Annotated in this window: 25 protein-coding genes; 23 read left to right on the top strand and 2 right to left on the bottom strand. The window is 33.2% G+C overall.

What is annotated here, in order from left to right:
- Position 1 precedes the first annotated feature (1 nt).
- The 15 genes from HPRAE_RS10355 to rlmH all read left to right on the top strand — a co-directional run bounded on the left by HPRAE_RS10355 (position 2) and on the right by rlmH (position 12,941).
- On the top strand, positions 2–310 hold the full coding sequence (locus HPRAE_RS10355) for a YbaB/EbfC family nucleoid-associated protein (RefSeq protein WP_014554161.1): 309 nt from the start codon (positions 2–4) through the stop codon (positions 308–310).
- The gene (gene recR, locus HPRAE_RS10350) at positions 310–909 is read left to right on the top strand and encodes a recombination mediator RecR (RefSeq protein WP_014554160.1); all 600 of its coding nucleotides are present in this window, start codon (positions 310–312) and stop codon (positions 907–909) included. The genes HPRAE_RS10355 and recR overlap by 1 nt, the downstream gene beginning before the upstream one ends.
- Positions 910–1,239: 330 nt before the next feature.
- Positions 1,240–2,703: an IMP dehydrogenase gene (guaB, locus tag HPRAE_RS10345; RefSeq protein ID WP_014554159.1), complete on the top strand. Its 1,464-nt coding sequence runs from the start codon at positions 1,240–1,242 to the stop codon at positions 2,701–2,703.
- A gap of 210 nt (positions 2,704–2,913) precedes the next feature.
- Positions 2,914–3,957 (top strand): thioredoxin-disulfide reductase, encoded by a 1,044-nt coding sequence (trxB, locus tag HPRAE_RS10340; RefSeq protein ID WP_014554158.1) that lies wholly within the window; start codon positions 2,914–2,916, stop codon positions 3,955–3,957.
- 166 nt (positions 3,958–4,123) lie between these two features.
- Positions 4,124–4,750, top strand: a complete 627-nt coding sequence (tmk, locus tag HPRAE_RS10335) for a dTMP kinase (protein WP_014554157.1) — start codon at positions 4,124–4,126, stop codon at positions 4,748–4,750.
- Positions 4,750–5,109: a cyclic-di-AMP receptor gene (locus tag HPRAE_RS10330; protein ID WP_014554156.1), complete on the top strand. Its 360-nt coding sequence runs from the start codon at positions 4,750–4,752 to the stop codon at positions 5,107–5,109. The genes tmk and HPRAE_RS10330 overlap by 1 nt, the downstream gene beginning before the upstream one ends.
- Positions 5,110–5,127: 18 nt before the next feature.
- The gene (gene holB / locus HPRAE_RS10325; protein ID WP_014554155.1) at positions 5,128–6,114 is read left to right on the top strand and encodes a DNA polymerase III subunit delta'; all 987 of its coding nucleotides are present in this window, start codon (positions 5,128–5,130) and stop codon (positions 6,112–6,114) included.
- A gap of 24 nt (positions 6,115–6,138) precedes the next feature.
- Positions 6,139–6,945 carry a PSP1 domain-containing protein gene (locus HPRAE_RS10320; RefSeq protein WP_014554154.1) on the top strand — a complete coding sequence of 269 codons (807 nt, stop codon included), beginning with the start codon at positions 6,139–6,141 and terminating at the stop codon, positions 6,943–6,945.
- Between the two features lie 20 nt (positions 6,946–6,965).
- Positions 6,966–7,292 carry an initiation-control protein YabA gene (locus HPRAE_RS10315; RefSeq protein WP_014554153.1) on the top strand — a complete coding sequence of 109 codons (327 nt, stop codon included), beginning with the start codon at positions 6,966–6,968 and terminating at the stop codon, positions 7,290–7,292.
- 3 nt (positions 7,293–7,295) lie between these two features.
- Entirely contained in the window at positions 7,296–8,015 is a 720-nt protein-coding gene (locus tag HPRAE_RS10310) for a tRNA1(Val) (adenine(37)-N6)-methyltransferase (RefSeq protein WP_014554152.1), read from the top strand.
- 69 nt (positions 8,016–8,084) lie between these two features.
- Complete coding sequence (rsmI, locus tag HPRAE_RS10305; RefSeq protein ID WP_014554151.1) at positions 8,085–8,960, top strand: 16S rRNA (cytidine(1402)-2'-O)-methyltransferase; 876 nt, start codon at positions 8,085–8,087, stop codon at positions 8,958–8,960.
- Positions 8,961–8,976: 16 nt separating this feature from the next.
- A complete protein-coding gene (gene metG / locus HPRAE_RS10300; protein ID WP_014554150.1) occupies positions 8,977–10,938 on the top strand; it encodes a methionine--tRNA ligase in 1,962 nt (653 codons plus the stop codon).
- Between the two features lie 46 nt (positions 10,939–10,984).
- Positions 10,985–11,638: a redox-sensing transcriptional repressor Rex gene (locus HPRAE_RS10295; RefSeq protein ID WP_014554149.1), complete on the top strand. Its 654-nt coding sequence runs from the start codon at positions 10,985–10,987 to the stop codon at positions 11,636–11,638.
- A gap of 3 nt (positions 11,639–11,641) precedes the next feature.
- Entirely contained in the window at positions 11,642–12,460 is an 819-nt protein-coding gene (locus HPRAE_RS10290) for an MBL fold metallo-hydrolase (RefSeq protein WP_014554148.1), read from the top strand.
- A gap of 1 nt (position 12,461) precedes the next feature.
- Positions 12,462–12,941 (top strand): 23S rRNA (pseudouridine(1915)-N(3))-methyltransferase RlmH, encoded by a 480-nt coding sequence (gene rlmH / locus HPRAE_RS10285; RefSeq protein ID WP_041607350.1) that lies wholly within the window; start codon positions 12,462–12,464, stop codon positions 12,939–12,941.
- A gap of 103 nt (positions 12,942–13,044) precedes the next feature.
- Here the strand turns inward: rlmH and rpsD are convergent, their stop codons facing one another.
- A complete protein-coding gene (rpsD, locus tag HPRAE_RS10280; protein ID WP_014554146.1) occupies positions 13,045–13,641 on the bottom strand; it encodes a 30S ribosomal protein S4 in 597 nt (198 codons plus the stop codon).
- Between the two features lie 210 nt (positions 13,642–13,851).
- Between rpsD and HPRAE_RS10275 the strand changes: the two genes are divergently transcribed.
- A complete protein-coding gene (locus HPRAE_RS10275; protein ID WP_014554145.1) occupies positions 13,852–14,490 on the top strand; it encodes a class I SAM-dependent methyltransferase in 639 nt (212 codons plus the stop codon).
- Positions 14,491–14,503: 13 nt separating this feature from the next.
- A complete protein-coding gene (locus HPRAE_RS10270) occupies positions 14,504–14,926 on the top strand; it encodes a hypothetical protein (protein WP_014554144.1) in 423 nt (140 codons plus the stop codon).
- A 93-nt stretch (positions 14,927–15,019) separates the two neighbouring features.
- Here HPRAE_RS10270 and HPRAE_RS10265 read toward each other — a convergent pair whose 3' ends face one another.
- Positions 15,020–15,457, bottom strand: coding sequence for an OsmC family protein (locus HPRAE_RS10265; protein WP_014554143.1), 438 nt, complete (start codon positions 15,455–15,457; stop codon positions 15,020–15,022).
- A gap of 281 nt (positions 15,458–15,738) precedes the next feature.
- Between HPRAE_RS10265 and tnpA the strand changes: the two genes are divergently transcribed.
- The 6 genes from tnpA (at position 15,739) to hisC (ending at position 22,113) form a co-directional block, all read left to right on the top strand.
- A complete protein-coding gene (gene tnpA, locus HPRAE_RS10260) occupies positions 15,739–16,128 on the top strand; it encodes an IS200/IS605 family transposase (RefSeq protein ID WP_014554142.1) in 390 nt (129 codons plus the stop codon).
- 5 nt (positions 16,129–16,133) lie between these two features.
- Positions 16,134–17,222, top strand: coding sequence for an RNA-guided endonuclease InsQ/TnpB family protein (locus HPRAE_RS10255; protein WP_014554141.1), 1,089 nt, complete (start codon positions 16,134–16,136; stop codon positions 17,220–17,222).
- A 458-nt stretch (positions 17,223–17,680) separates the two neighbouring features.
- The gene (locus HPRAE_RS10250) at positions 17,681–17,878 is read left to right on the top strand and encodes a hypothetical protein (protein ID WP_014554140.1); all 198 of its coding nucleotides are present in this window, start codon (positions 17,681–17,683) and stop codon (positions 17,876–17,878) included.
- A gap of 3 nt (positions 17,879–17,881) precedes the next feature.
- Complete coding sequence (locus HPRAE_RS10245; RefSeq protein WP_014554139.1) at positions 17,882–19,369, top strand: sodium:solute symporter family protein; 1,488 nt, start codon at positions 17,882–17,884, stop codon at positions 19,367–19,369.
- A gap of 350 nt (positions 19,370–19,719) precedes the next feature.
- Complete coding sequence (aroA, locus tag HPRAE_RS10240) at positions 19,720–21,009, top strand: 3-phosphoshikimate 1-carboxyvinyltransferase (protein WP_014554138.1); 1,290 nt, start codon at positions 19,720–19,722, stop codon at positions 21,007–21,009.
- Entirely contained in the window at positions 21,010–22,113 is a 1,104-nt protein-coding gene (gene hisC, locus HPRAE_RS10235) for a histidinol-phosphate transaminase (protein ID WP_014554137.1), read from the top strand.
- Position 22,114: the final 1 nt, after the last annotated feature.

Here is a 22,114-nt window from a genome sequence, read left to right as displayed (position 1 = left end):
AATGAATATGCAAAAAATGATGAAACAAGCTCAAAAAATGCAGGCAAAAATGCAAAAGATGCAAAAAGAAATGGAAAGCAAAACACTTGAGGCAACTGCTGGTGGTGGAGCTGTTAAGGTAGTTGTGAATGGTAAACAAGAAGTAGTTGATTTACAAATTGACCCTGAAGTAGTTGATTCTGATGATGTAGAAATGTTAGAAGATTTAGTTTTAGCTGCTGTAAATCAAGGTATGAGAGAAATGCAGGAAATGGTAAATGATGAAATGGGTAAAGTGACTGGTGGAATGAACCTACCAGGTATGCCCTAATGAACCCATATCCTAAGCCAATGGGGAAATTGATCGGTGAGCTCAGTAAACTGCCCGGAATTGGGCCTAAAACTGCTCGCCGTCTTTCTTTTTATATTTTGGGTCAACCGAAAACAGATGTAAAAAATCTGGCAGATGCTCTGCTAGAAGCCCGTGAACAAATTAATTATTGTTCAAACTGTAATCATTTAACAGAAGGTGAAACCTGTACTTTTTGTCAATCTGAAGCTCGAAACAGAAGAACAATTTGTGTAGTCGAAAGTCCACGGGATGTTGTAGCAATGGAAAAGACTGGTGAATACAAAGGTCTTTACCATGTTTTACATGGGGCTATTTCGCCAATGGATGGGATTGGCCCTGATGAAATAAAAATCCGCTCTTTAATTCCTCGCTTAAAACAAGATGCAGTTGAAGAAATTATTGTAGCAACTGATCCTAATGCAGAAGGAGATGCAACTGCAATGTATCTTGCTAAGTTAATTAAGCCTTTAGGGGTTAAAGTAACCCGAATTGCTCATGGTATTCCTGTAGGTGGAGACTTAGAGTATGCAGATGAGGTAACTTTATCAAAAGCCTTAGAGGGAAGAAGAGAGCTCTAAATTAAAACAGCAGTTATTTAAACTTCAAAAAATAACTAAAATCATTAGACCAAGAATTAAGCCCACTATTTTAATTTAAAAATGGTGGGTATTTTTTTAAAGCAAAAATTAAATTTGAGCTTAAGCAGTAAATAGGCTCAAAACTCAATTTAAACAAAGCAGCTTACTTGACATTATGCCTAAGCTTTGTTAAAATACTTAAAATGTTTGATTGTTCTCAGGCCTATTAATTATCTATTATTTTATTTTTTACATATCTATTAGAGCTCAAAATTAGCTCTTAATATATATTTTTAATTAATGGTTTTCTAAAATTCAAGGAGGTTAGTTATGGAAAAGATTATTAAAGAAGGTTTAACTTTTGATGATGTATTACTTGTACCTGCTGAGTCAAATGTGGTACCTAAAGAAGTAAGCACCAAATCTAAATTAACAGATGATATTTATTTAAACACACCTATTATCTCAGCTGGAATGGATACAGTGACTGAGGCTGATATGGCTATTGCTATGGCCAGAGAAGGTGGCTTAGGTGTTATTCACAAAAATATGTCAATTGCAGCTCAAGCAGCAGAAGTAGATCGGGTAAAAAGATCAGAAAGTGGAGTAATTGTCGATCCTTTTTTCTTAAGTCCAGATGCTTTAATCGAAGACGCTGAAGCTTTAATGTCTAAATATCATATTTCTGGAGTGCCAATTGTAGATCAAGACGAAAAATTATTAGGTATTTTAACTAATAGAGATTTACGTTTTGTTGAAGATTATAAAAGACCAGTAGCTGAAGTGATGACTGAAGAAGAATTAGTTACTGCTCCAGTTGGAACTGATTTAGAAGGAGCAAAAAAGCAGTTAAGAAAACATAAAATAGAAAAATTACCAATAGTAGATGAAAATGGGATTTTAAAAGGCTTAATTACTATTAAAGATATAGAAAAAGCAAAACAATATCCTCAAGCTTCAAAAGATAAACAAGGTAGACTTTTAGCTGCAGCAGCAGTTGGAACAGGTCATGATACAGACCAAAGAGTTGCGGCTTTAGTTGAAGCTGGAGTTGATATTTTAGTAATTGATACAGCTCATGGACATTCGCAAAATGTACTAAAAGTTGTAGAAAAAATTAATGAAAAATATCCAGAATTAGCAATTATTGCTGGAAATGTAGCCACTGCTGAAGCTACTGAAGCTCTAATTAAAGCTGGAGCAGATGTAATTAAGGTTGGGATCGGACCTGGTTCAATTTGTACCACCCGGGTTGTAGCTGGAGTCGGTGTACCACAGATTACTGCAATTAATGATGCAGCTGAAATGGCTAAAAAATATGGTAAAACAGTAATTGCTGATGGTGGAATTAAATATTCGGGAGATATTGTAAAAGCAATTTCTGCTGGTGCAAATACTGTAATGATCGGAAGCCTTTTAGCAGGAACAGAAGAAAGTCCTGGTGAATTAGAGATTTATAAAGGTAGAAGTTATAAAGTTTATCGCGGTATGGGCTCAGTTGGAGCAATGAAAAAAGGAAGTAAAGACCGTTATTTCCAAGAAGATGAAACAGAATCAGAAAAATTTGTGCCAGAAGGAATTGAAGGTCGTGTTCCTTACAAAGGTACTTTAGCAGAAACTGTTTATCAATTAGTTGGAGGTTTGAAATCAGGAATGGGTTATTGTGGAACACCTGATATTAAGAGTCTAATTAATGATTCACAAATGATTCGTATTTCATCTGCTGGTTTAAGAGAAAGTCACCCGCATGATGTTAAAGTAACTAAAGAAGCTCCTAATTATAGTATTGATTAAATTAAGTTTGAGAGCTTTAATTAAACTCTCTGCTCTTTTTGAGTAGGGAGTTTTTTGTCGTCTTTAATTAAGAGAGCTTCTGCTTTGTTATTGGTTTAACAGAAATAAAGCGAAAATAATATTAAGATTATAGTTGACTTTAAATAAGAATAAAAAGCTAATTTTATTTGCTGATCAAATTTGAGACAGTTTAAAACTGGAGGAATTAAAATGGATGTTCAAACAAGACAAGAAGAAAATTTAATTATACTTGGTGGGGGACCTGGAGGCTTGACAGCTTCTATTTATGCAGCTCGTAATGGTTTTACTCCCCTAGTTTTAAATGGGCCAGAACCTGGGGGCCAGATTGCAACAACTTCTGAACTCGAAAACTATCCTGGTTTTCCAGATCCAATTGGTGGTTTTGAGTTAACTCAAAAAATGACTAAACAAGCGGAAAAATTTGGGGTCCGCTTAAAATATGAAACTGCAGCTGAAGTTGATTTTTCGGGTGCTAAATTTATAGTTAAAACTGAAAGTCAAGAGTATATTGCCGATTCTGTAATTATTGCTACTGGAGCTGAGCCTAAAACTTTAGGTTTAGCCAAAGAAGATAGTTTAAGAGGAAATGGAGTTTCCTATTGTGCAACTTGTGATGCAGCCTTTTTTAGAAATAAAGAAGTAGCTGTTGTTGGTGGTGGAGATACTGCTTTATGGGAATCTACCTTTTTGACTAAATTTGCTTCTAAAGTATATATTATTCATCGGCGAGATAAGTTTAGAGGGGCTAAAATTTTAAGTGATAAAGTTAAGGCTAAAGCTAATATTGAGATTCTTTGGGATACAGAAGTTAAAAGCCTAAGAGGAGATAAAAAGTTAAAAGGCCTTAATATTTTTAATAACAAAACTGGGGAAGAAAAAGAGTTAGATGTTGACGGCTTATTTGTTGCAATTGGTCATAGTCCTAGAACAGATTTTTTGCAAGGACAAATTGAGCTTGATCAATATGGTTATATCAAGGCTGATAAAAAGCAGCATACTAATATAACAGGTGTTTTTGCTTGTGGAGATGTTCAAGACCCTGATTATAGACAGGTTGTTATTGCTTCTGGTTCTGGAGCCAAAGCTGCCATCGAAGCTTCCGAATATATAGAAGCTAAAACAGATAGCTTTGCTTTAAAAGAATTAAAATTAGATGATTATGATTTAGAAAGCACTGAATCTTTGTCTGAGTCAGAAAAAGAAGAACTTGATTTAAGTTTGAATTTAAATTAATTTAACTTAAAATCTAAACAGAGATTTTAAAAGTCGACAGACTAGGCTAAGAGTTATTTAGCTAACTTTTGTCGACTTTTCTTTTATTGCATTAGAGAGATGATTATTGTATAATTAAAATACAATTAAGATATATTTAACAAGGTTGGGAGAGGGGCTGGCAGTTTTGGCAGAAGGTTTTTTTATTACATTTGAAGGTATCGAGGGTTCCGGTAAAACAACTCAGATTAATCGCTTAGCAGATTATTTGAGGAAAAATGAGCATGATGTTTTAATTAGTAGAGAGCCGGGAGGAACTGAATTAGGGCAAAAAATACGCAAAATTCTTTTAGATCCTCATTTTGATACAATGGATTATAAAACTGAAATTCTACTTTATGCTGCTGATCGCGCTCAACATGTTAAAGAAAAAATAAAACCTGCTTTAAAAGCAGGTAAAATAGTTATTTCAGATCGCTTTGTGGATTCAAACCTTGCTTATCAGGCAGCTGGACGGGGACTTGATTATGAGCAGGTTTATCAAATTAATAATTGGGTTATTGGTTCTACCTGGCCTGATTTAACTTTTATTTTAGATATAGATATCAAAAAAGGCTTAGAAAGAGCCAGAAAACTTAGTTTTGACCAAGCTGGAGATAGATTAGAAAGAGAAGTTGATGATTTTCACCAGCGGGTCAGAGAAGCTTATTTGGAAATGGCTGTTGCAGAAAGATTTTGCTTAATCAATGCAGCAAGAAGTATTGTAGAAATAGAAAAAGATATTAAAAATATTATTGCCAGGAGGTTATTCTAATGGAAAAAAAAGCAGATGCAGGCAAAACAGTAAAAATGGTAATCGCTATAGTCCATGACCATGATGCAGCAGATCTTTTGGAAGCTCTAACTACAGCTGGTTTTCAAGCAACTAAGATGGCATCAACTGGTGGTTTTTTAAGAGAAGGAAATACAACTTTTTTAATTGGTTCTGATGAGGAACATGTAGAAGAAGTTTTAGATATTATTAAAGCTAATTGTGAGTCTCGCAAAAAAACAGTAGCTCCCATGTCACCTGTAGCAAATTCTTTAGAAGGGTATTATTCTTTTCCCATGGAAATTAAAATTGGAGGAGCTACTATCTTTATTATTGATGTAGAACAATTTGCTAAAATTTAGAGCAAGAGGAGTTTTTAAATGAGTTTTAACTCAATTATTGGACAAGAAGAAGCCGTTTCGATTTTGCAGGATGAGATTAAAAAAGAGAGGATAAGTCATGCTTATCTTTTTGCTGCCAAAAAAGGTAGTGGTAAATCTAAATTAGCTTTTGAGTTTGCTAAAGCTATTTTTTGTCAGGAATCTGAACTTGATAGCTGTGGCCAATGTATTAATTGTCGTAAATTAGAGCATCAAAACCATCCTGATTTTAAAATCATTTCTATTTTAGAAGCTAAAACTGCTATTTCTATTGCTCAGATTAGAGATTTAAAAAAAGAAATAGCCTATAAACCTTATGATAGTGAACACAAAATTTATGTTATTGAAGCTGCCGAAAAAATGACTAAAGAAGCAGCTAATTCGCTTTTAAAAACTTTGGAAGAACCACCTTCTTTTGCTACTATCATTTTATTAACAGAAGACACCGGTAAATTACTGCCAACACTTGTTTCGCGTTGTCAACAAATAGAATTAAAAAGTGTTAGTCAGTCCAAGATCCAAAAATTGTTATTAAATAAAGGTTTAAATTCAGAACAGGCTGAAATAATAAGTAGAACTGCTGCTGGCAGTCCTGGTAAGGCACTTGCTATTTCGAAAATTGAAGCTTATTTTGAAAAGAGAAAAGAAGTTTATGATTTTTTAAGAGATGTGAGGAATAAAAATACAATTGAGATTTTTGCAATTACAAAAAAATTAAGTGAACTTTTACAGACTGATTTTCCCTGTTTTGATTTGCTATCAGACTGGTATCGCGATATAATGATGATTAAACAGGATTATCTGGAAGCAGTGATCAATAAAGACTATTTATCTGACTTAAAAAAACTTGCTCAAACTTTAGACTTAAAGCAAATAATTAAAAACTTAGAGCTAATAGCAGAGAGTGAAAAAAATATAGAACTGAATATTAGGGCAGAACTTAGTCTGGAAGTTTTATTTTTCAAACTGCGCCAGCCTGATCAATAATAGATAAATGAGGTGTGTATTTTAATGAATACGGTAGTTGGAGTTAGTTTCAAAAAAGCCGGGAAAATCTATTATTTTGACCCTGGTGAACTTGAGCTGAAGACCGGTGATTATGTAATAGTGGAAACTGCTCGCGGTATAGAATATGCCGAAGTAGTTGTTGGAAAAAAAGAGATTGCTGATGAAGAAATAGTTGCTCCTTTAAAAGATGTAATGAGAAAAGCGACTTTAAAAGATAGAGATAAACATGAGCATAATTTAGAATTAGAAAAAGAAGCTAAAACTATTTGCTTTAAGAAAATTAAAAAACATGGTTTACCAATGAAATTAATAGATGTTGAATATACTTTTGATCATAATAAAATAATTTTTTATTTCACCGCTGATGGTAGAGTAGATTTTAGAGAATTAGTTAAAGATTTAGCCTCTGTTTTTAAAACAAGAATTGAATTAAGGCAAATAGGGGTTAGAGATGAAGCTAAAATGCTGGGTGGTTTAGGTCCTTGTGGACTTCCTGTCTGTTGTGCTACTTTTTTACGTGATTTTCAACCAATTTCAATTAAAATGGCCAAAAAACAAAATTTATCCCTTAATCCTTCCAAAATATCTGGCTTATGTGGCCGTTTAATGTGCTGCTTACGTTATGAAGCTCAGACCTACAAAGAACTAAAACAACTAATGCCAAATATTGGAACTAAAATTGAATTAGAGATGGGTAAAGGAAAAGTTGTAGATCGTAATTTAGTTAAACATACTATAGAAGTTGATATTGGCACTGAAGAAAATTTGGAGATAAATGTCGAAGATTTGGCTGACTATGATTTAACTTGATTTGAAAGGAAGGAAATTTAATGGACCAGGAAATACTAAGCAGCCTTGCCCATTTTCAGGAGCAAATTGAGGCACTTTCCCTCAGGTTTCATAAACTTAAAGATATAACCTACCAACTGTATCAGGAGAATGAAGAGCTGCAGCGAGAAAATGAAGAATTGAGGTCTTTGCTTTTTAAAGACCAAGAAGAAGCAGAAGAATCAGTAGTTGAAAAAGAAGGTTATAGTAATTTAATTCACATTTATGATGAAGGTTATCATGTTTGTCCTTTAAGTTTTGGTGAAAAAAGAAAAGGAGAATGCCTTTTTTGTTTAAATCTACTTGAAAATCAGGGTAAGGAGAAATAAGTGATGGAAAAGATTCATTATTTAATTGAAAATGAACTAGAAATTATACAAGATGATAGATTTTTTAAATTTGGAACTGATTCTGTACTTTTGGCAAACTTTGTAAAATTGAGACGTGGAGATCAAGTTATTGATCTCGGTACAGGCAGTGGTGTGATTCCACTGCTTTTAGCATATAAAAATCCAGAAATAAAAGTAACTGGAGTTGAAATTCAGGCTGAAGCAGCTGCTTTAGCTCAAAAAAATGTGGAGTTTAATAACTTAAGTGAGCAAATTGAAATTGTTAATCAAGACCTTTGCACTTTAGACTCTAAATATAAAACAGGTTCTTTTGATGTTGTAGTTTCTAATCCACCTTATCTACCAGTAGCAAGTGGAAAATTAAAGGAAAATGATTATGTAGCAATTGCTAGACATGAGCTCAAAGCAGATTTAGAAGCTGTAGTAGCTGAGGCAGCCAGACTTTTAAAATATGGAGGCCATTTTTTTCTTGTTCATCGGGCAGAAAGATTGACAGAAGTAATTGAAACTTTAGCTCGTCATAACTGTCAGGCCAAAGAACTACGCTTGGTCCAAGCTCGGCAGGATAAAGAAGCCGATATCTTTTTACTCAAAGCTAAAAAAGGAGCTAATCCTGGCTTGAGAGTTAAACCAGTTTTGATTATTTATCAGGCTGATAGTAGTGAGTATACAGCAGAACTAAAAGAAATTTATGGACTTTAATTAACTTTTAACAAATCTTTAAAATTAGTTTTAAAGTTAAGTTAATGTTTTGAAACAGGAGGTTATTTTTTGCAAGAAGCAAAACTTTATTTATGTGGAACCCCAATTGGTAATTTAGATGATGTAAGTCAGCGCCTGCTGCAGACTTTAAAAAAAGTTGATTTAATAGCTTGTGAAGATACTCGCAGGAGCCAGAAGCTTCTGAATTATTTTTCTATTAAAACAAAATTGATTAGTTATCATGAACATAATGAGCAGGCTAGAAGTGAAGAACTTATTTCTCTAATGCAAGAAGGCAAAAATATTGCTTTAGTTAGTGATGCTGGGATGCCTGCTATTTCTGATCCCGGTGAGATTTTAGTCAAAAAAGCAATCAAAGCTGGAATTGAAGTAATTCCTATTCCTGGGCCAAGTGCTTTTTTAGCAGCTCTTGTTGTTTCAGGACTTGATATTTCTGCTTTTTCTTTTAAGGCCTTTATTCCTCGTTCTGGTAAAAAAAGAAAAAAATTCTTAGAAGAGCTGGCTTTAGCCCAAACAACAACAGCTTTTTACGAATCACCTTATCGACTTAAAGAGACTTTAAAGGATTTAGCTGACTTTAGTCAGGAATTAGGAGCTAGGCAGGCTTTAGTAGCTCGAGAAATAACTAAAATCCACGAACAAAAATATTATGGCAGTTTAGCTGAACTAGCAGCAGAATTAAGTGATCAAACAATTAAAGGCGAAATAGTAATAGTTGTTTCAGGGAGAAATCAGGTTCAGGTTGAAACTGAAGGTTGGGAAGAATATAGTATTTTAGAACACCTTGAGCTTTTAATTGGAAGTGGAATGACTAAAAAACAAGCAATTAAAAAAGTTGCTAAGTTAAGAGAACTCCCTAAAAGCAAGGTTTACAAAGAAGCTGTAGCTATTTCGGTTGATAAAAATAAATTTGAAAATAATTAAGAAAGGATGATTAACTTTGACTAAAGATACCTATTATGTAACAACTCCAATTTACTACCCCAGTGATAAATTACATATCGGCCATGCTTATACAACAGTTGCTGCCGATACAATTGCTCGCTACAAAAAAATGCGAGGTTTTGACACTATGTTTTTGACTGGCTCAGATGAACACGGTCAAAAAATAGAGCGTAAAGCTCAGGCAGCAGGTAAAGAAGCTAAAGAATATGTTGATCAGATTGTAGCAACTTTTAAAAACCTGTGGGACAAATTAGATATTGAATATGATTATTTTATTCGGACAACTGAAGCTAGACATGAAAAAGTTGTGCAGCAGATATTTGAAAAACTTTATGACCAAGGTGATATCTATAAAGGTAAGTATGAGGGTTGGTATTGTACACCTTGTGAAGCTTTTTGGACAGAAAGGCAATTAGAAGAAGCAAAAGAAGAAAAAGTTTGTCCTGACTGCCATAGAGAAGTAGAATGGGTAGAAGAAGAAAGCTATTTCTTTAAAATGAGTAAATATGCAGATCGACTTTTAGAGCATATTAAAGATCATCCTGAGTTTATTGAACCTGAATCTCGCCGCAATGAAATGATTAATTTTATTGAAAATGGTTTAGATGATTTGAGTGTTTCTAGAACTACTTTTGAGTGGGGAATACCAGTGCCAATTGATGATGATCATGTTATTTATGTTTGGATTGATGCTTTAAGTAATTATTTAACAGCAATTGGTTATCAAACTGATCAGGAAAATTTCGAAAAATATTGGCCTGCTGATTTGCATTTAGTTGGTAAAGATATACTTCGTTTTCACACTATAATCTGGCCTATTATTATTATGGCCTTGGATTTAGAGCTGCCAAAACAGGTATTTGGTCACGGCTGGCTTTTAAGTGAAACAGGCAAAATGTCTAAATCAAAAGGTAATGTAGTTGATCCAGTTGTTTTAATTGATGACTTTGGTAAAGATGCTATCCGTTATTATCTTTTAAGAGAAGTTGCCTTTGGTACAGACGGAAAATATTCTACCGAATCATTGATTCAGCGGATTAATTCTGATTTAGCAAATGATCTTGGTAACCTTTTAAATAGAACAGTGTCAATGGTAGACCAGTATTTTGATAGTGAAATTCCAAAAGTAGCAGAAAAAGCAGATTTAGATCAAGAATTAATCGATTTGGCTGCTCAAACTAAAAAAGAAGTAGAAATCGAAATGGAAAAACTAAAATATACTGTAGCTTTAGAAAAAATATGGAACTTTGTGCGGAGGACAAATAAATATATTGATCAAACAAGTCCTTGGCTTTTAGCAAAAGAGCCTGCAAAAAGAGATCGTCTAAAAACAGTACTCTATAATCTTTTAGAATCTCTCAGAATTATAGCTGTAATGTTAAAACCATTTTTAACAGAAGCTCCTTTTAAAATGGGCCAGCAGTTAGGACAACTAGAGGCTATAGAAGATGCTGATTGGGAAGCTGCAACTTGGGGATCATTAAAAACAGGAGTTAAAGTTAAGAATGGAGAGCCTATGTTCCCTCGTATAGTTCTGGAAGAATATTTTGAAAAAGTTGAGCAGAGAAAAGAAAAATCTAAAGATAAAGATTTAAAGGAGAGAGAAAAAATGGATTTAGTTGAAATTAAAGAAAGAATTACATTTAGTGATTTTATGGATGCCGATATAAGAGTTGCCGAAATTTTAGAGGCAGAAAAAATTGAAGGTAGCAATAAATTACTTAAATTACAAGTTGATATTGGTTTAGAAAAAAGACAATTAGTAGCTGGAATTGCTAAGAAATTTGAGGCTGAAGCTGTAATTGGGAAGCAAATTTTAATTGTTGCTAATCTAGAACCTGCCACAATTTTTGGAGTTAAATCTGAAGGTATGATTTTAGCAGCTTCTGATCCTGAAGGTAATATGGTTTTATCTACAGTTAGTTCTGAAATTGCAAATGGAAGTCAAGTAAAATAGAAGTTAAGTAAAATAATAATAAATATAGAAATTGGAGGAATAAAAAGTGAAAAGCAGAGAGAATATACCAAAAGCGACAATTGAGCGACTGCCGTTATATTACAGATGCCTTGATAAAATGGATACTTTCGAAGAAGTTGAAGTTGTCTCATCTAAAGATTTAGGGGGTAAATTAGGAATCCCTTCGACTCAGGTTCGCAAAGATCTCTCTTATTATGGTGAGTTTGGTCGTCGTGGTGTTGGTTATAATGTTAATGAATTAAAAACATCTGTTGGTAAAATTTTAGGTGTTGACCGAATCTGGCCTGCAGTTTTAGCTGGAGCTGGACATTTGGGCCATGCTTTAGTTAATTATAAGACTTTTACTACAATGGGTTTTGAGATAACACATGTTTTAGATAATGATTCTACAAAAATTGGAACCAAGATTAATGAGCGTCAAGTTGAAGATATTAAAAAAATGGAAGCAATAATTAAAGAAAATGAGATTAAATTAGGAGTTATTTCAGTTCCGACAGAAGCAGCACAAGATGTTGCAGATCAGATGGTAGCTGCTGGGATTAAAGCTATTTGGAATTTTGCTCCCACCAGATTATATGTACCAGATGATGTTGATGTTAAAAATGAAGACTTAGCAGTTGGTATTGTTTCTTTAATTTATAATTTAAGTTGGCAAGAAATGGAAGCGAAGGGTGAATAAGCTTTGAAGATTGAAACAGCAGTTTTAGCAAGTGGCAGCAAAGGTAATTCCACTTATATTAGAGCAGGCAAAAATTCAGTTTTAGTTGATGCTGGTTTAAGTGGTAAAGCTATTGAGGCCAGAATGAATTGTCTGGGTTTAGATCCAGCAGATTTAGATGCTTTATTAGTAACCCATGAACATAAAGATCATATTAAAAGTATAGGTGTTTTGTCCAGACGCTATAAGATCCCCATTTATGCTAATGATGGTACTTGGGGAGCTGCTGAGGCTGATTTAGGTAAAATAAAAGCAGAAAACAAGCGAGTTTTTACTGGTGATTTTTTGGTTGGAAACTTAAAATTTTCTCCCTACTCACTTTCACATGATGCAGCCCAACCAGTTGGCTACACTTGTCAAGTAGAAGATAAAAAGATTGTGGTTGCTACTGATACAGGCCTCATGTCTGCAGAAGTGATTGCTAAAATTAAGGGAGCAGATTTTTATGTTTTAGAATCAAATCATGATTTAGAAATGCTGATGACAGGTAAATACCCTTATTTTCTAAAAAATAGAATTAAGGGTACAGAAGGTCATTTATCAAATGATGCAGCAGCAGCTTTGCTACCTAGTTTAGTTGCTGATAATTTTCCAACTGTAGTTTTAGCCCATTTGAGTGAGGAAAATAATAACCCCAAGGTAGCTTATATAACTGTTAATAATGGTTTAAAAGAAGCGGGTTTAGAAGTTGGAAAAGATTTGCATTTAGAGTGTGCTGCTCAGGCAAAAACCACCTCTTTATTTCGGATTGACAGTAAAGCTCAAGTAAAGGGAGTTGGTTAAAATTAAAATTAATTTAATAACAGTTGGGGCTTTAAAAGCTTCATTTTTAGAAGCTGGGATTTTAGAATTTGAAAAAAGATTAAAACATTATTGTGATTTGAATTTTGTCGAAGTTAAGGCAGAAACTGTGCCTAAAAACAGCTCTGCTAAGGATCTGGCTGCTCTGCAGGCTTTGGAGGGAGAGAAAATTTTAGAGGCTCTACCTGAACGAAGTTATGTTTTTGCTCTAGATGTTAAGGGAAAACCCATGACTTCAACTGGTTTTGCTAAATCACTCCATAATTTACAGGTTAGAGGTTATAGTTCTTTTAGCTTTATTATTGGAGGAGCAACAGGCTTAAGTGATTTTGTTTTAAAAAAAGCAGATTATAGATTTTCCCTATCACATATGACTTTTACTCACCAGATGATTCGTTTAATTTTATTAGAACAGATTTATCGTGCTTTTAAAATTAATAATAATGAGCCTTATCATTTATAAATTCATTTTTTAAAATAAAAGACCGGGTACAAAAAGTTGTTAACAATTTTAACAATTGTTAAACTCTTTTGTACCCGGTACAAGTGAATAAAATAACAATACCCTATTTGCGTGAATAAAATTCGATTACTAATTGATCATTTATTTCAATTGGAATTTCGTCGATTTCTATTTCTGCTTTTAATTTAGCTGAGAAATTATCATAGTCACGCTCTAAGTATTCAAACTCACTTAAATGTCTATCTAAAAAGTTTTCTCTAAATAAATTATTTTTTCTATATTTATTTCTTAAAGAAATTTGATCCCCGATTTTAATTGCATATGAGGGGATATCTATTTTTTTGCCATTAACAAGTATATGGCCGTGAACTACCATTTGTCTAGCTTGTCTAATTGAACGAGCAAAACCAGCTCTATAGACTAAATTATCAAGTCTTTTTTCTAGACTTTTAATCAAATTATCACCTGCAACACCATTTTCTTTCACAGCTTCTTTTACATAACGGCTGAATTTATTTTCCATTAAACCATAGTAAGCTCTCAGCCTCTGTTTTTCGAGTAACTGCTGTCCGTAATTTGATAATTTTCTATTTGCTCTATTAAAAGTGCCATCTGCTCTTTTCATTGCTTTTGGATGTCCATAAATATTAAGACCTAATCTTCTTGACTCTTTAAACCTTGGATTTCTTTTTCTGGCCAATTTCTAATTTCCTCCTTATTATAATCTAACTATTAGCCGCGGTGATTAACCATAGTAATTTTATCAAGTTTAAATTAAAAAGAAAAGTTACTATTTAACAATTTGCTGATTTAAAATTTATTTATTTTTTGCTAAAAATAATTTACAAAGCCACTACTTATATCATATAATGTTATATGGAACTATAAAATTTGATAAAGGAGTGAGATTTTGCTTTGTAAGCTTTGCGGAAGTAGTAGTGATTTAGATTTATTAGGTACTAAAGATAAATATTATTATTGTAAAAATTGTCGACTCATTTTTATTGAGCCAGAAGCAGTAGTTGAACCAGAAGTAGAAAAGTCAAGATATGAGGGTCATGATAATAATCATCAAAATGAAGGCTATGTGCAGATGTTTGAGGATTTTATTAAGCAAGTAATTGAGCCTCAGCTTGATTTAAAGCAAATAGATAGTGTTTTGGAGTTTGGTTGTGGTCCTGGCCCGGTTTTAGCGGATCTTTTGGCAGCAAAAGGCTTAGATGTTCAATTATATGATCCCTATTTTTATCCAGAAGAAGATTTTAAAGAGAAAAAATATGATTTAATTACTTCCACAGAAGTTTTTGAACACTTTGTGGATCCAGTTAAAGAAATTAAATTATTAAAATCTCTTTTAAAAAAGGGTGGGTATTTGGCAATTATGACTTCTTTCCATCCTGGGCCAGCAGAGTTTTCTGATTGGTGGTATACCTGGGATCCAACCCATATCACCTTTTATAATCATAAAACTTTTAAAAAAATTGCTGCCAAATATGGTTTAGAAATAGTTTATACTGACCAGCAAAAATATATTTTATTAAAATCCTAGAGGAGGAAAAGTCTTGCAGAAAAATACTTTTATTTTAATTTTGGCTTTAAGTTTAACTTTACTCATTGTTTTACCAGTTGGAGCTGAAGCACAGGATGTTTGGCAGGAAGCCAAGGCAGAAGGAGTTCAATTTAGAGCAGTAGGAAATGAGCCTGGCTGGCTGGTAGAAATTAGAGAAGATCAGAGAATAAAATTTGTTAATAACTATGGTGATTTAGAGCTTAAGGCACCTGTTGATGATCTTTGGATTGGCCCAGTTGGAGAAGACAAAATTTATTATGTCGAAAATGATGCAATTCAGTTTCAGGTTGTTGTAATGAAAAAAGATTATCAAGATAGTATGAGTGGGGAAAGATTACCTTATCAAGTTAGAGTAGTTTTCCCAAATAAAAGCTATGTTGGTGGCGGAAAGCTTTTAGTTGAGACAGAAGAATAAAAAAGTAAACAATTAGAAACTCAAAATAAAAACCCTGCTGAGCTATAGAAGCTTAAGCAGGGTTTTAGTTTTTTAGTTAATTATTAATTTTAATTATTTAAGTCCAATTTCAACAGGTGTTTGCTTACTCAAATTATCACTAACTGGGCAGCGAGCTTCAACAGTTTTTAACCACTTAGCTAAAGTAGCTTGGTCTGCATCTGTATCTGCAATCATTTTAACTTCAATTTTTTGGTAACCAGCTCTAGCTTCATCTGATTGACCCATAAACTTGGCTGGATCAAGCTGACCGCTAATTTCGATTTCTAAATCTTTTAAATTAAAACCCATTTCTTGAGCAACTAAATGACCAACTACATTCAGACAGCCAGCTAAAGCAGATAAAACATATTCAACTGGATTTGGGCCATCATTAGTCCCTCCTTGTTCTTCGGGCTCATCAATTATAATTTCAAACCCACCTTGAGTTTTAGATATAATTTTGGCAGCACTTTTACTTTTAGCTTTGATTGAATAATTTGCCATTGGCATTAAAATCACCTTCCATTTTAATTTATTTTCTGTCTCTCAATTAACTAATTATGCAAAAGTTTTGAAAATCCTTTTTTAACTAAAAAAAATAATTTTTGCAATTGCTGTCTTTACAGAATTATAGCTGAGAAAGCCTCGCCTATGATAATGGGCGGGGATGAATCAGCTATTTTAATTTTTAGTCAATGTGGAAATTAAAATTTTGTATAATATATTCTTGAAAATGAACATATGTTTATGATATAATGTGTTTAACAGCTAACATTTAGGAGATTTTAATAATGAATACCTATAAAAACACAAGACATGCAAAGTTTCTTTTAAATTATCATTTTATATGGATTCCTAAATATAGAAAACATATTTTAGATAATCCTAAAATTAAACAATTAACCTTAGATACTATCAATGAATTAGCTGATAAGCATAAATTTGAAGTATTGGCTACTGAAATAATGCCAGATCATATACACCTTTTTATATCAGCTTTGCCTAAGTATTCTCCCAGTAAGCTAATGAATATCATTAAAGATACTACTGGAGGGAGAATATCAAAGCACTTTCCAGAGTTGAATATTAAAGGTTCTATTTGGACTAGAGCATATTTTGTAGCTACTGCAGGTAATGTGAGTTCTGAAACTATCCAACACTACATTGAAAATCAAAGGTGATTAATATGCAGCTAACCTATATTTTAGAGTTGTTAAAACCAACTAAAAGAAAAGAAAATATATTCTTAAATAACATTGTAGAAGTAGTTAAGAATCGTCAGGCTATTGCTGCAAAACTTAAAACAGGAGAAATTAACTTGAGTTCTGCTGATTTTAAAGAGCTTAACCTTCCCTCTGCTGTTAAAAATCAGAATATTAGAGAAGTTAAAGCACTCTATAAACAGTTTTTAAAGTCTAACTCTAAAAAAGAAAATATAGAGTTTAAAGAGAATCAACCTATTTGCTATAATAATCAAAATTATAAGATTGATCATCATATAATTTCAATTCCGCTTTATACCAGCAAATGCAAAAGATTCGCTTTTCCTGTTAAGCAGACTGAAAGGTTTGAAGATCTGCAGCAGCATATCGATAGTGGCTGCAAATTGGGTAAAGCCAGTCTCTTCTACAAGAGAGGTAAATGGTATTTTGCTGTAACAATTAAAATTGCTGATAAAAAAACCACTAACTCTAATTTAATGGGAATTGATATAGGGCTTCGCCAATTAGCAGTTGCTAGTGTTAAAACTCCTCAAGGCAAAGAGATTAATCGCCAATTCTACAATGGTAAACAGGCAGGTTTTATCCGCAAAAAGTATCGTATGTTAAGAAAAAAACTGGGTCAATCTAAAAAAATTAAAGCTATTAAAAATATTAATGACAAAGAGCAGAGAAGGATTACTGATTTAAACCATAAAATTAGTCGCCAACTTATTAATCTTGCTGTGCAGGAGAAAGTTGGTTCTATAATTATGGAGAATCTAGAGAATATCCGAAATACTATTAAGAGTCTTAATAGAGCTGATAGAAACATCCATAGCTGGACTTTTTATCAACTTCAACAGTTTATTGAATACAAAGCTGAATTAGCTGGGATGAAGGTGGAATATATAAATCCAAAGTACACTTCCCAGAGTTGTTCTAGATGTGCTAAAGTTAAAAAATCTAACCGTAAAGCTAATCTATACTCTTGTGAGTGTGGTAATCATATCCACTCTGATTTAAATGCAAGTCGTAATATAGCTAATAAATATTTAGAACAACAATCTGCTTAGATGGTAATAGTCTAAGTGCCTGAGTGCCTATATTAGCAATAGTGCTAGGAATATGCTATTAGAATGCATAGTCGGCTATCTCAGGAGGGCTGATGGCACAGCCTGAAGTTTGCGTCATGACGGTCTCGATGACCTAATACTGAAACTATCAATACGCAACTACAAAGAGAGTTTCAGTGCACTTGCCTACCAGAAATGGACTGGCATTTAATCAGCAGACAACCTCGTGAAGGCCTCGATAGCCTAATGCTAACCCAACTATGCGTATCACAAATGTAGGGTTATTGAAATGGGCTCGCTGGCTAATATTGAAACTAGAATTTCGTAATACAAAAAAAGAGTTTCGGTGAAAGTTCCTTTAAGGAATCCTCGGTCCTAAGCTTTGCGAACGGGCGGGGAGGATGTCAATGTCAAGACAGCTGTAAAGTCAAAAAATAAAAAAGGAGTGATTAATCAAAATGAAAAAAAGCAAATTAAAAAAATTACGCTGGCTTTATCTCAGTCTAATTTTAGTTTTAGTAATTTCTGCTTTCATTGTACCTTATACTTTATTTAGCTCAATTAACTTATTTAGAGGAGCCTTTTTATTCTGGCTTATTTTTGCTTTAATTGTTATTTTTTTAACTATCAAAATTACAAGTTACTGGAGGGAATAATTTATGTCAGCAAGATATTTGTACATAGCAATTTTTTTATATATTATTATTGGTTTTTTAGTTGCATTTAAAGCCAGAAAAGAGATGAAACCTGGTTTAGTCGAATATTTTTTAAGTGGTAGAAATACAAATGGAGTTATTGCAGCCTTATCTTATAGTGCTACAACTTATAGTGCTTTTATGATGATTGGTTTAGCTGGTTTTACTTATTCAGGTGGGGTAGGAGCTCTTGGTTTTGAATTAATTTATTTGTCAGGCTTATCTTTAGTCGCTTTTTTTGGCCCTCGTTTTTGGTTAATTGGTAAAAAAAATAATTATCTTTCTCCTTATGAAATGCTAGGTGATCGCTATCAAAATCAAGCTGTTGCTTTTTTGGCTGCTTTAACAGCCTGTATTTTTTTAATTCCCTATTTAGCTGTGCAGTTGATGGGAGTTGGTTATTTGCTCAATAGTTTAAGTGGAGGTCAGATTCCTTTTTTGTTTGGAGTCGGGATTGCTACTTTTTTAGCAATTGCTTGGGCCTTAATGGCAGGCATGAAGTCAGTGACTTGGACTGATTCTCTCCAGTCACTAATTATGATTTTAGTTAGTATCATTATTTTATTTTATGTAGTTTATCAGCATTTAGGTGGTTTTAGAGAATTGTTTAGTTCACTTTCTGCTTTAGAAGCTCAAGTTTTGACTGTACCAGGCTCAGGCTTTTTTAATTGGCGAAGATTTTTAGCCTTAAGTTTACCCTGGTTTTTCTTTTCAATTTCTAATCCTCAGGTAAGCCAGCGCCTATTTATACCCCGTGATTTAAAGGCAATGAAAACTATGATTAAAGGCTTTTTGATCTTCGGTTTTATTTATACCTTAGTTGCTGTTTTTTGGGGTTTTTCTGCCAGCCTCTTATTACCAAAGCTAGCTAATCCAGATTTAGCTACTCCTCAATTATTAGCTTCTAAATATGTACCTGATCTTTTAGCTTTAGTTGCTATGGTAGGGATTACAGCAGCGGCTATTTCTACTATTGATTCGATTATGCTAACTCTTTCGTCTTTGTTAGTTAAAGATATTTTTAGAAAAAAAGAACTAGATTTAAAAGGAAATCAAGATTTAAAAGAACTTAAACTAGCTCAAATGGCTATTTTAATTATTGCTTTACTTGGTTTTTTCTTTGCCGCTCAAGAGTTAAATCTAATTGCAACTCTTTCGGTAGCAGCTTCAGTTGGCCTCTTAGTTGTAGTACCTTCAATTTTTGGTGCCTTTTTTTGGAGAAAAGCCACAGCTGCAGCTGCCTTGAGTAGTATTTTTCTAGGTTCGCTGACTACTCTTATTTTACAATTTAGTGCTTTAAGACCATTGGGCCTGGGAGCAGGAGTCTGGACTTTAGTAATTACTACAGCTATTTTTATTGGAGTTAGTTTGCTAACTAAAGCTCCTCAAGCTAAAGCCGAAGAATTTATTGGTTATCTTGAGTCAGAATGTAATAAAAGAAATATAATTTAAACTAAAATAGAGGTTTTAAGCTTAATCAAAATAGGGGTCTCCTATTTGACATAAGCAGGATTGCTTGCTATAATTAGTATGAAATAATCAAAATTTAAATTATAAAATTTTGCGAATAAATTTAAATAGATATTTTTTTGAGTTAAGAGCTGAAACTTAAGTTTTTAAAATTTAAAATAAGACTTATAACAAGTAAGTAAGTCTTAATTTTTAGTAGAGATAATCTGTTCTAAGGAAGATTAAGACAGGTGTTGTCACGATATTAATCGCCCTGACGGAGGGGCGATTTTTTTGTATTTCAAAATTTCTATACTTTTTAGTTTTCTAAACAGCAAAAAAAGGAGGTAATTATGGCCTATCAGGTTAAACCAGCTACTAAAATTAGTGGCCAAATTGAAGTTCCAGGTGATAAGTCAATTTCTCATCGCTCAATTATATTGGCAGCTTTAGCAGAAGGAGAAAGTAAAATAGAGGGTCTTTTAGAAGCTGAAGATTGTTTAAAAACCTTAAATATTATGGCTGATTTGGGTCCTGAAATAGTTAAAATCAAAGCTGGAGAATACTTAATTAAAGGTCAAGGCCTAAATGGTTTAAAAGAAGCAAAAAACATTTTAGATTGTGGTAATTCGGGGACTTCAATGCGGCTTTTAACAGGGCTTTTAGCAGCTCAAGATTTTTATTCAGTTTTAAGTGGAGATCATTCTCTTTTAAAAAGACCGATGGCCAGAATAATTAAGCCTCTTTCGCAGATGGGAGCAAAAATTTGGTCCAGAAAAAAAGGGCTGGCCCCTTTAAGTATTCAGGGCCAAAAGCTAAAAGCTTTAAAATATAATTTACCTGTAGCTAGTGCCCAACTTAAATCTGCAATTCTTTTAGCAGCTTTAAAAACAGAAGCTGAAACAGTGATTATCGAACCAGCTGTCTCTAGGGATCATACTGAGCGGATGTTAAAAGAAGCAGGGGTAGATTTAGAAATTTTAGCAGATAGAATAATTCTTAAACAAGCTAAAAAAAGAAGAATCAAACCCTTAAGAAGCAAGATTCCTGGTGATATTTCTTCAGCTGCTTTTTTTATAGCTGCTGCTATTTTAGCTAAAAAAGGTGAGCTTTTAATTAAAAATGTAGGGATTAATCAGACTCGAAGTGGTTTTTTGGAAGTAATCAAGGCCATGGGAGCTAATTTTGAAATTTTAAATAAAAAAGAAGAAGCTGGTGAAAAAATAGCTGATATTTTAGTTAGGCCTTCTACTTTAAAAGCGGTGGAAATTAAAGGAAAAATAATTCCGCGTTTAATTGATGAACTGCCTATTATTGCAGTTTTAGCTGTTTTTGCAGAGGGTAAAACAGTAATTAAAGATGCAGCTGAGCTGAGAGTTAAAGAAACTGATAGGATTAAGGCACTAGTAACTGAATTTAGAAAACTGGGAATTGAAATTGAAGCTCAAGCTGATGGCATGGAAATTATAGGGCCACAGCAAGTAGAAGGGGGAGTTCAGCTCAAAAGTTATTATGATCATCGAATTGCAATGTCACTAGCAATACTTGCTTTAAAAACTAAGCAGGGTCTTTCTATTCAAGGTAGTGAGATTATTATGACTTCATTTCCAAATTTCAAAAAATTATTAGCAGAGGTGATTTAGATGGAAAAATTTATTAAACGAATTCCGAAGGAAATCAAAGAAATAGATCGCTACCAAAAGGGTAAGAGTACAGCTCAGGTTAAAGAAGAATATGATTTAGAAAAGGTAGTTAATTTAGCTTCAAATGTCAATGCTTTAGGACCAGCTATTCAGGTGATTGATACTATTCAAGCTGAGGCAAAAAATGTAAATGCCTATCCTGATTCAGAAAGTTCAGCCTTAAAAGAAGGGCTAGCAGCTAAATATGATTTAGCAGCAGAGCAGGTTTTTTTAGGTAATGGATCAGACGAAATAATAGATCTTTTGTTGACTTTAATTTTAGAGCCCGGAACTGAAGTGATTCAGGCAGATCCTACTTTTGTTAAATACGAATTAGCTGTAAAAAGTAGAAGGGGCAAAAGTGTTAAAGTGCCTTTAACAGCTGATTACAAGCACGATCTAGCAGCAATGGAAGCTCAGATTACAGATCAAACAAGGGCTATTTTTATTTGTAATCCAAATAATCCAACAGGAACAATGCTGCAGGCAGAAGCAATTGAATCATTTTTAAGCAGAATTCCAGATGATATATTAGTGATAGTTGATCAGGCTTATCAAGAGTATATTACAGATCCTGAATTTTTTAGTGGTGTTGATCAGTTAGCTAAACATTCTAATTTAGTTTTATTGAGGACTTTCTCGAAGGCCTATGGTTTGGCTGGGATGAGAATAGGTTATGCTTTAGCTAATTCTAGTTTAGTTAGTCTGCTCAATAAAATTAGAGGTCCTTTTAATATAAATATTTTAGCTCAACAGGCAGCTTTGACTGCTTTAGAATCAGAATCTTATTTAAAGACTTGCCATGATTTAAATGCAAGTCAAAAAGAAGCTCTTTATCAAAAATTAGAAAAGTTAGGTTTAGAGTATATTCAAACTGAGTCTAATTTTATGATGATAAATTTAGAAAAATCAGACCAAGAGGTTTATCAAAAATTACTTAAAAAGGGAGTGATTATTAGTCCTGGAAGTCAGTTTGGGATGGAAAATTGGATTCGAGTTACAATTGGAACTAGAGCAGATAATGAATTTTTTATTAGAAATTTAAAAAAGGTGTTGATGAATTAAA

This window comes from Halanaerobium praevalens DSM 2228, from assembly GCF_000165465.1.
GTDB lineage: Bacteria > Bacillota > Halanaerobiia > Halanaerobiales > Halanaerobiaceae > Halanaerobium > Halanaerobium praevalens.
Note: the sequence above shows the minus strand (reverse complement) of the source record. Positions and strands in the feature narration are given on the sequence as shown.

Excerpts from the sequence above, each read along its gene's own strand:
- trxB (WP_014554158.1), top strand. The coding sequence starts at position 2,914 with ATGGATGTTCAAACAAGACAAGAAGAAAATTTAATTATACTTGGTGGG.
- HPRAE_RS10320 (WP_014554154.1), top strand. The coding sequence starts at position 6,139 with ATGAATACGGTAGTTGGAGTTAGTTTCAAAAAAGCCGGGAAAATCTAT.
- aroA (WP_014554138.1), top strand. The coding sequence starts at position 19,720 with ATGGCCTATCAGGTTAAACCAGCTACTAAAATTAGTGGCCAAATTGAA.
- tnpA (WP_014554142.1), top strand. The coding sequence starts at position 15,739 with ATGAATACCTATAAAAACACAAGACATGCAAAGTTTCTTTTAAATTAT.
- HPRAE_RS10310 (WP_014554152.1), top strand. The coding sequence starts at position 7,296 with ATGGAAAAGATTCATTATTTAATTGAAAATGAACTAGAAATTATACAA.
- holB (WP_014554155.1), top strand. The coding sequence starts at position 5,128 with ATGAGTTTTAACTCAATTATTGGACAAGAAGAAGCCGTTTCGATTTTG.
- HPRAE_RS10265 (WP_014554143.1), bottom strand. The coding sequence starts at position 15,457 with ATGCCAATGGCAAATTATTCAATCAAAGCTAAAAGTAAAAGTGCTGCC.
- HPRAE_RS10250 (WP_014554140.1), top strand. The coding sequence starts at position 17,681 with ATGAAAAAAAGCAAATTAAAAAAATTACGCTGGCTTTATCTCAGTCTA.
- recR (WP_014554160.1), top strand. The coding sequence starts at position 310 with ATGAACCCATATCCTAAGCCAATGGGGAAATTGATCGGTGAGCTCAGT.
- guaB (WP_014554159.1), top strand. The coding sequence starts at position 1,240 with ATGGAAAAGATTATTAAAGAAGGTTTAACTTTTGATGATGTATTACTT.
- hisC (WP_014554137.1), top strand. The coding sequence starts at position 21,010 with ATGGAAAAATTTATTAAACGAATTCCGAAGGAAATCAAAGAAATAGAT.
- HPRAE_RS10355 (WP_014554161.1), top strand. The coding sequence starts at position 2 with ATGAATATGCAAAAAATGATGAAACAAGCTCAAAAAATGCAGGCAAAA.
- HPRAE_RS10330 (WP_014554156.1), top strand. The coding sequence starts at position 4,750 with ATGGAAAAAAAAGCAGATGCAGGCAAAACAGTAAAAATGGTAATCGCT.
- HPRAE_RS10315 (WP_014554153.1), top strand. The coding sequence starts at position 6,966 with ATGGACCAGGAAATACTAAGCAGCCTTGCCCATTTTCAGGAGCAAATT.
- HPRAE_RS10255 (WP_014554141.1), top strand. The coding sequence starts at position 16,134 with ATGCAGCTAACCTATATTTTAGAGTTGTTAAAACCAACTAAAAGAAAA.
- HPRAE_RS10245 (WP_014554139.1), top strand. The coding sequence starts at position 17,882 with ATGTCAGCAAGATATTTGTACATAGCAATTTTTTTATATATTATTATT.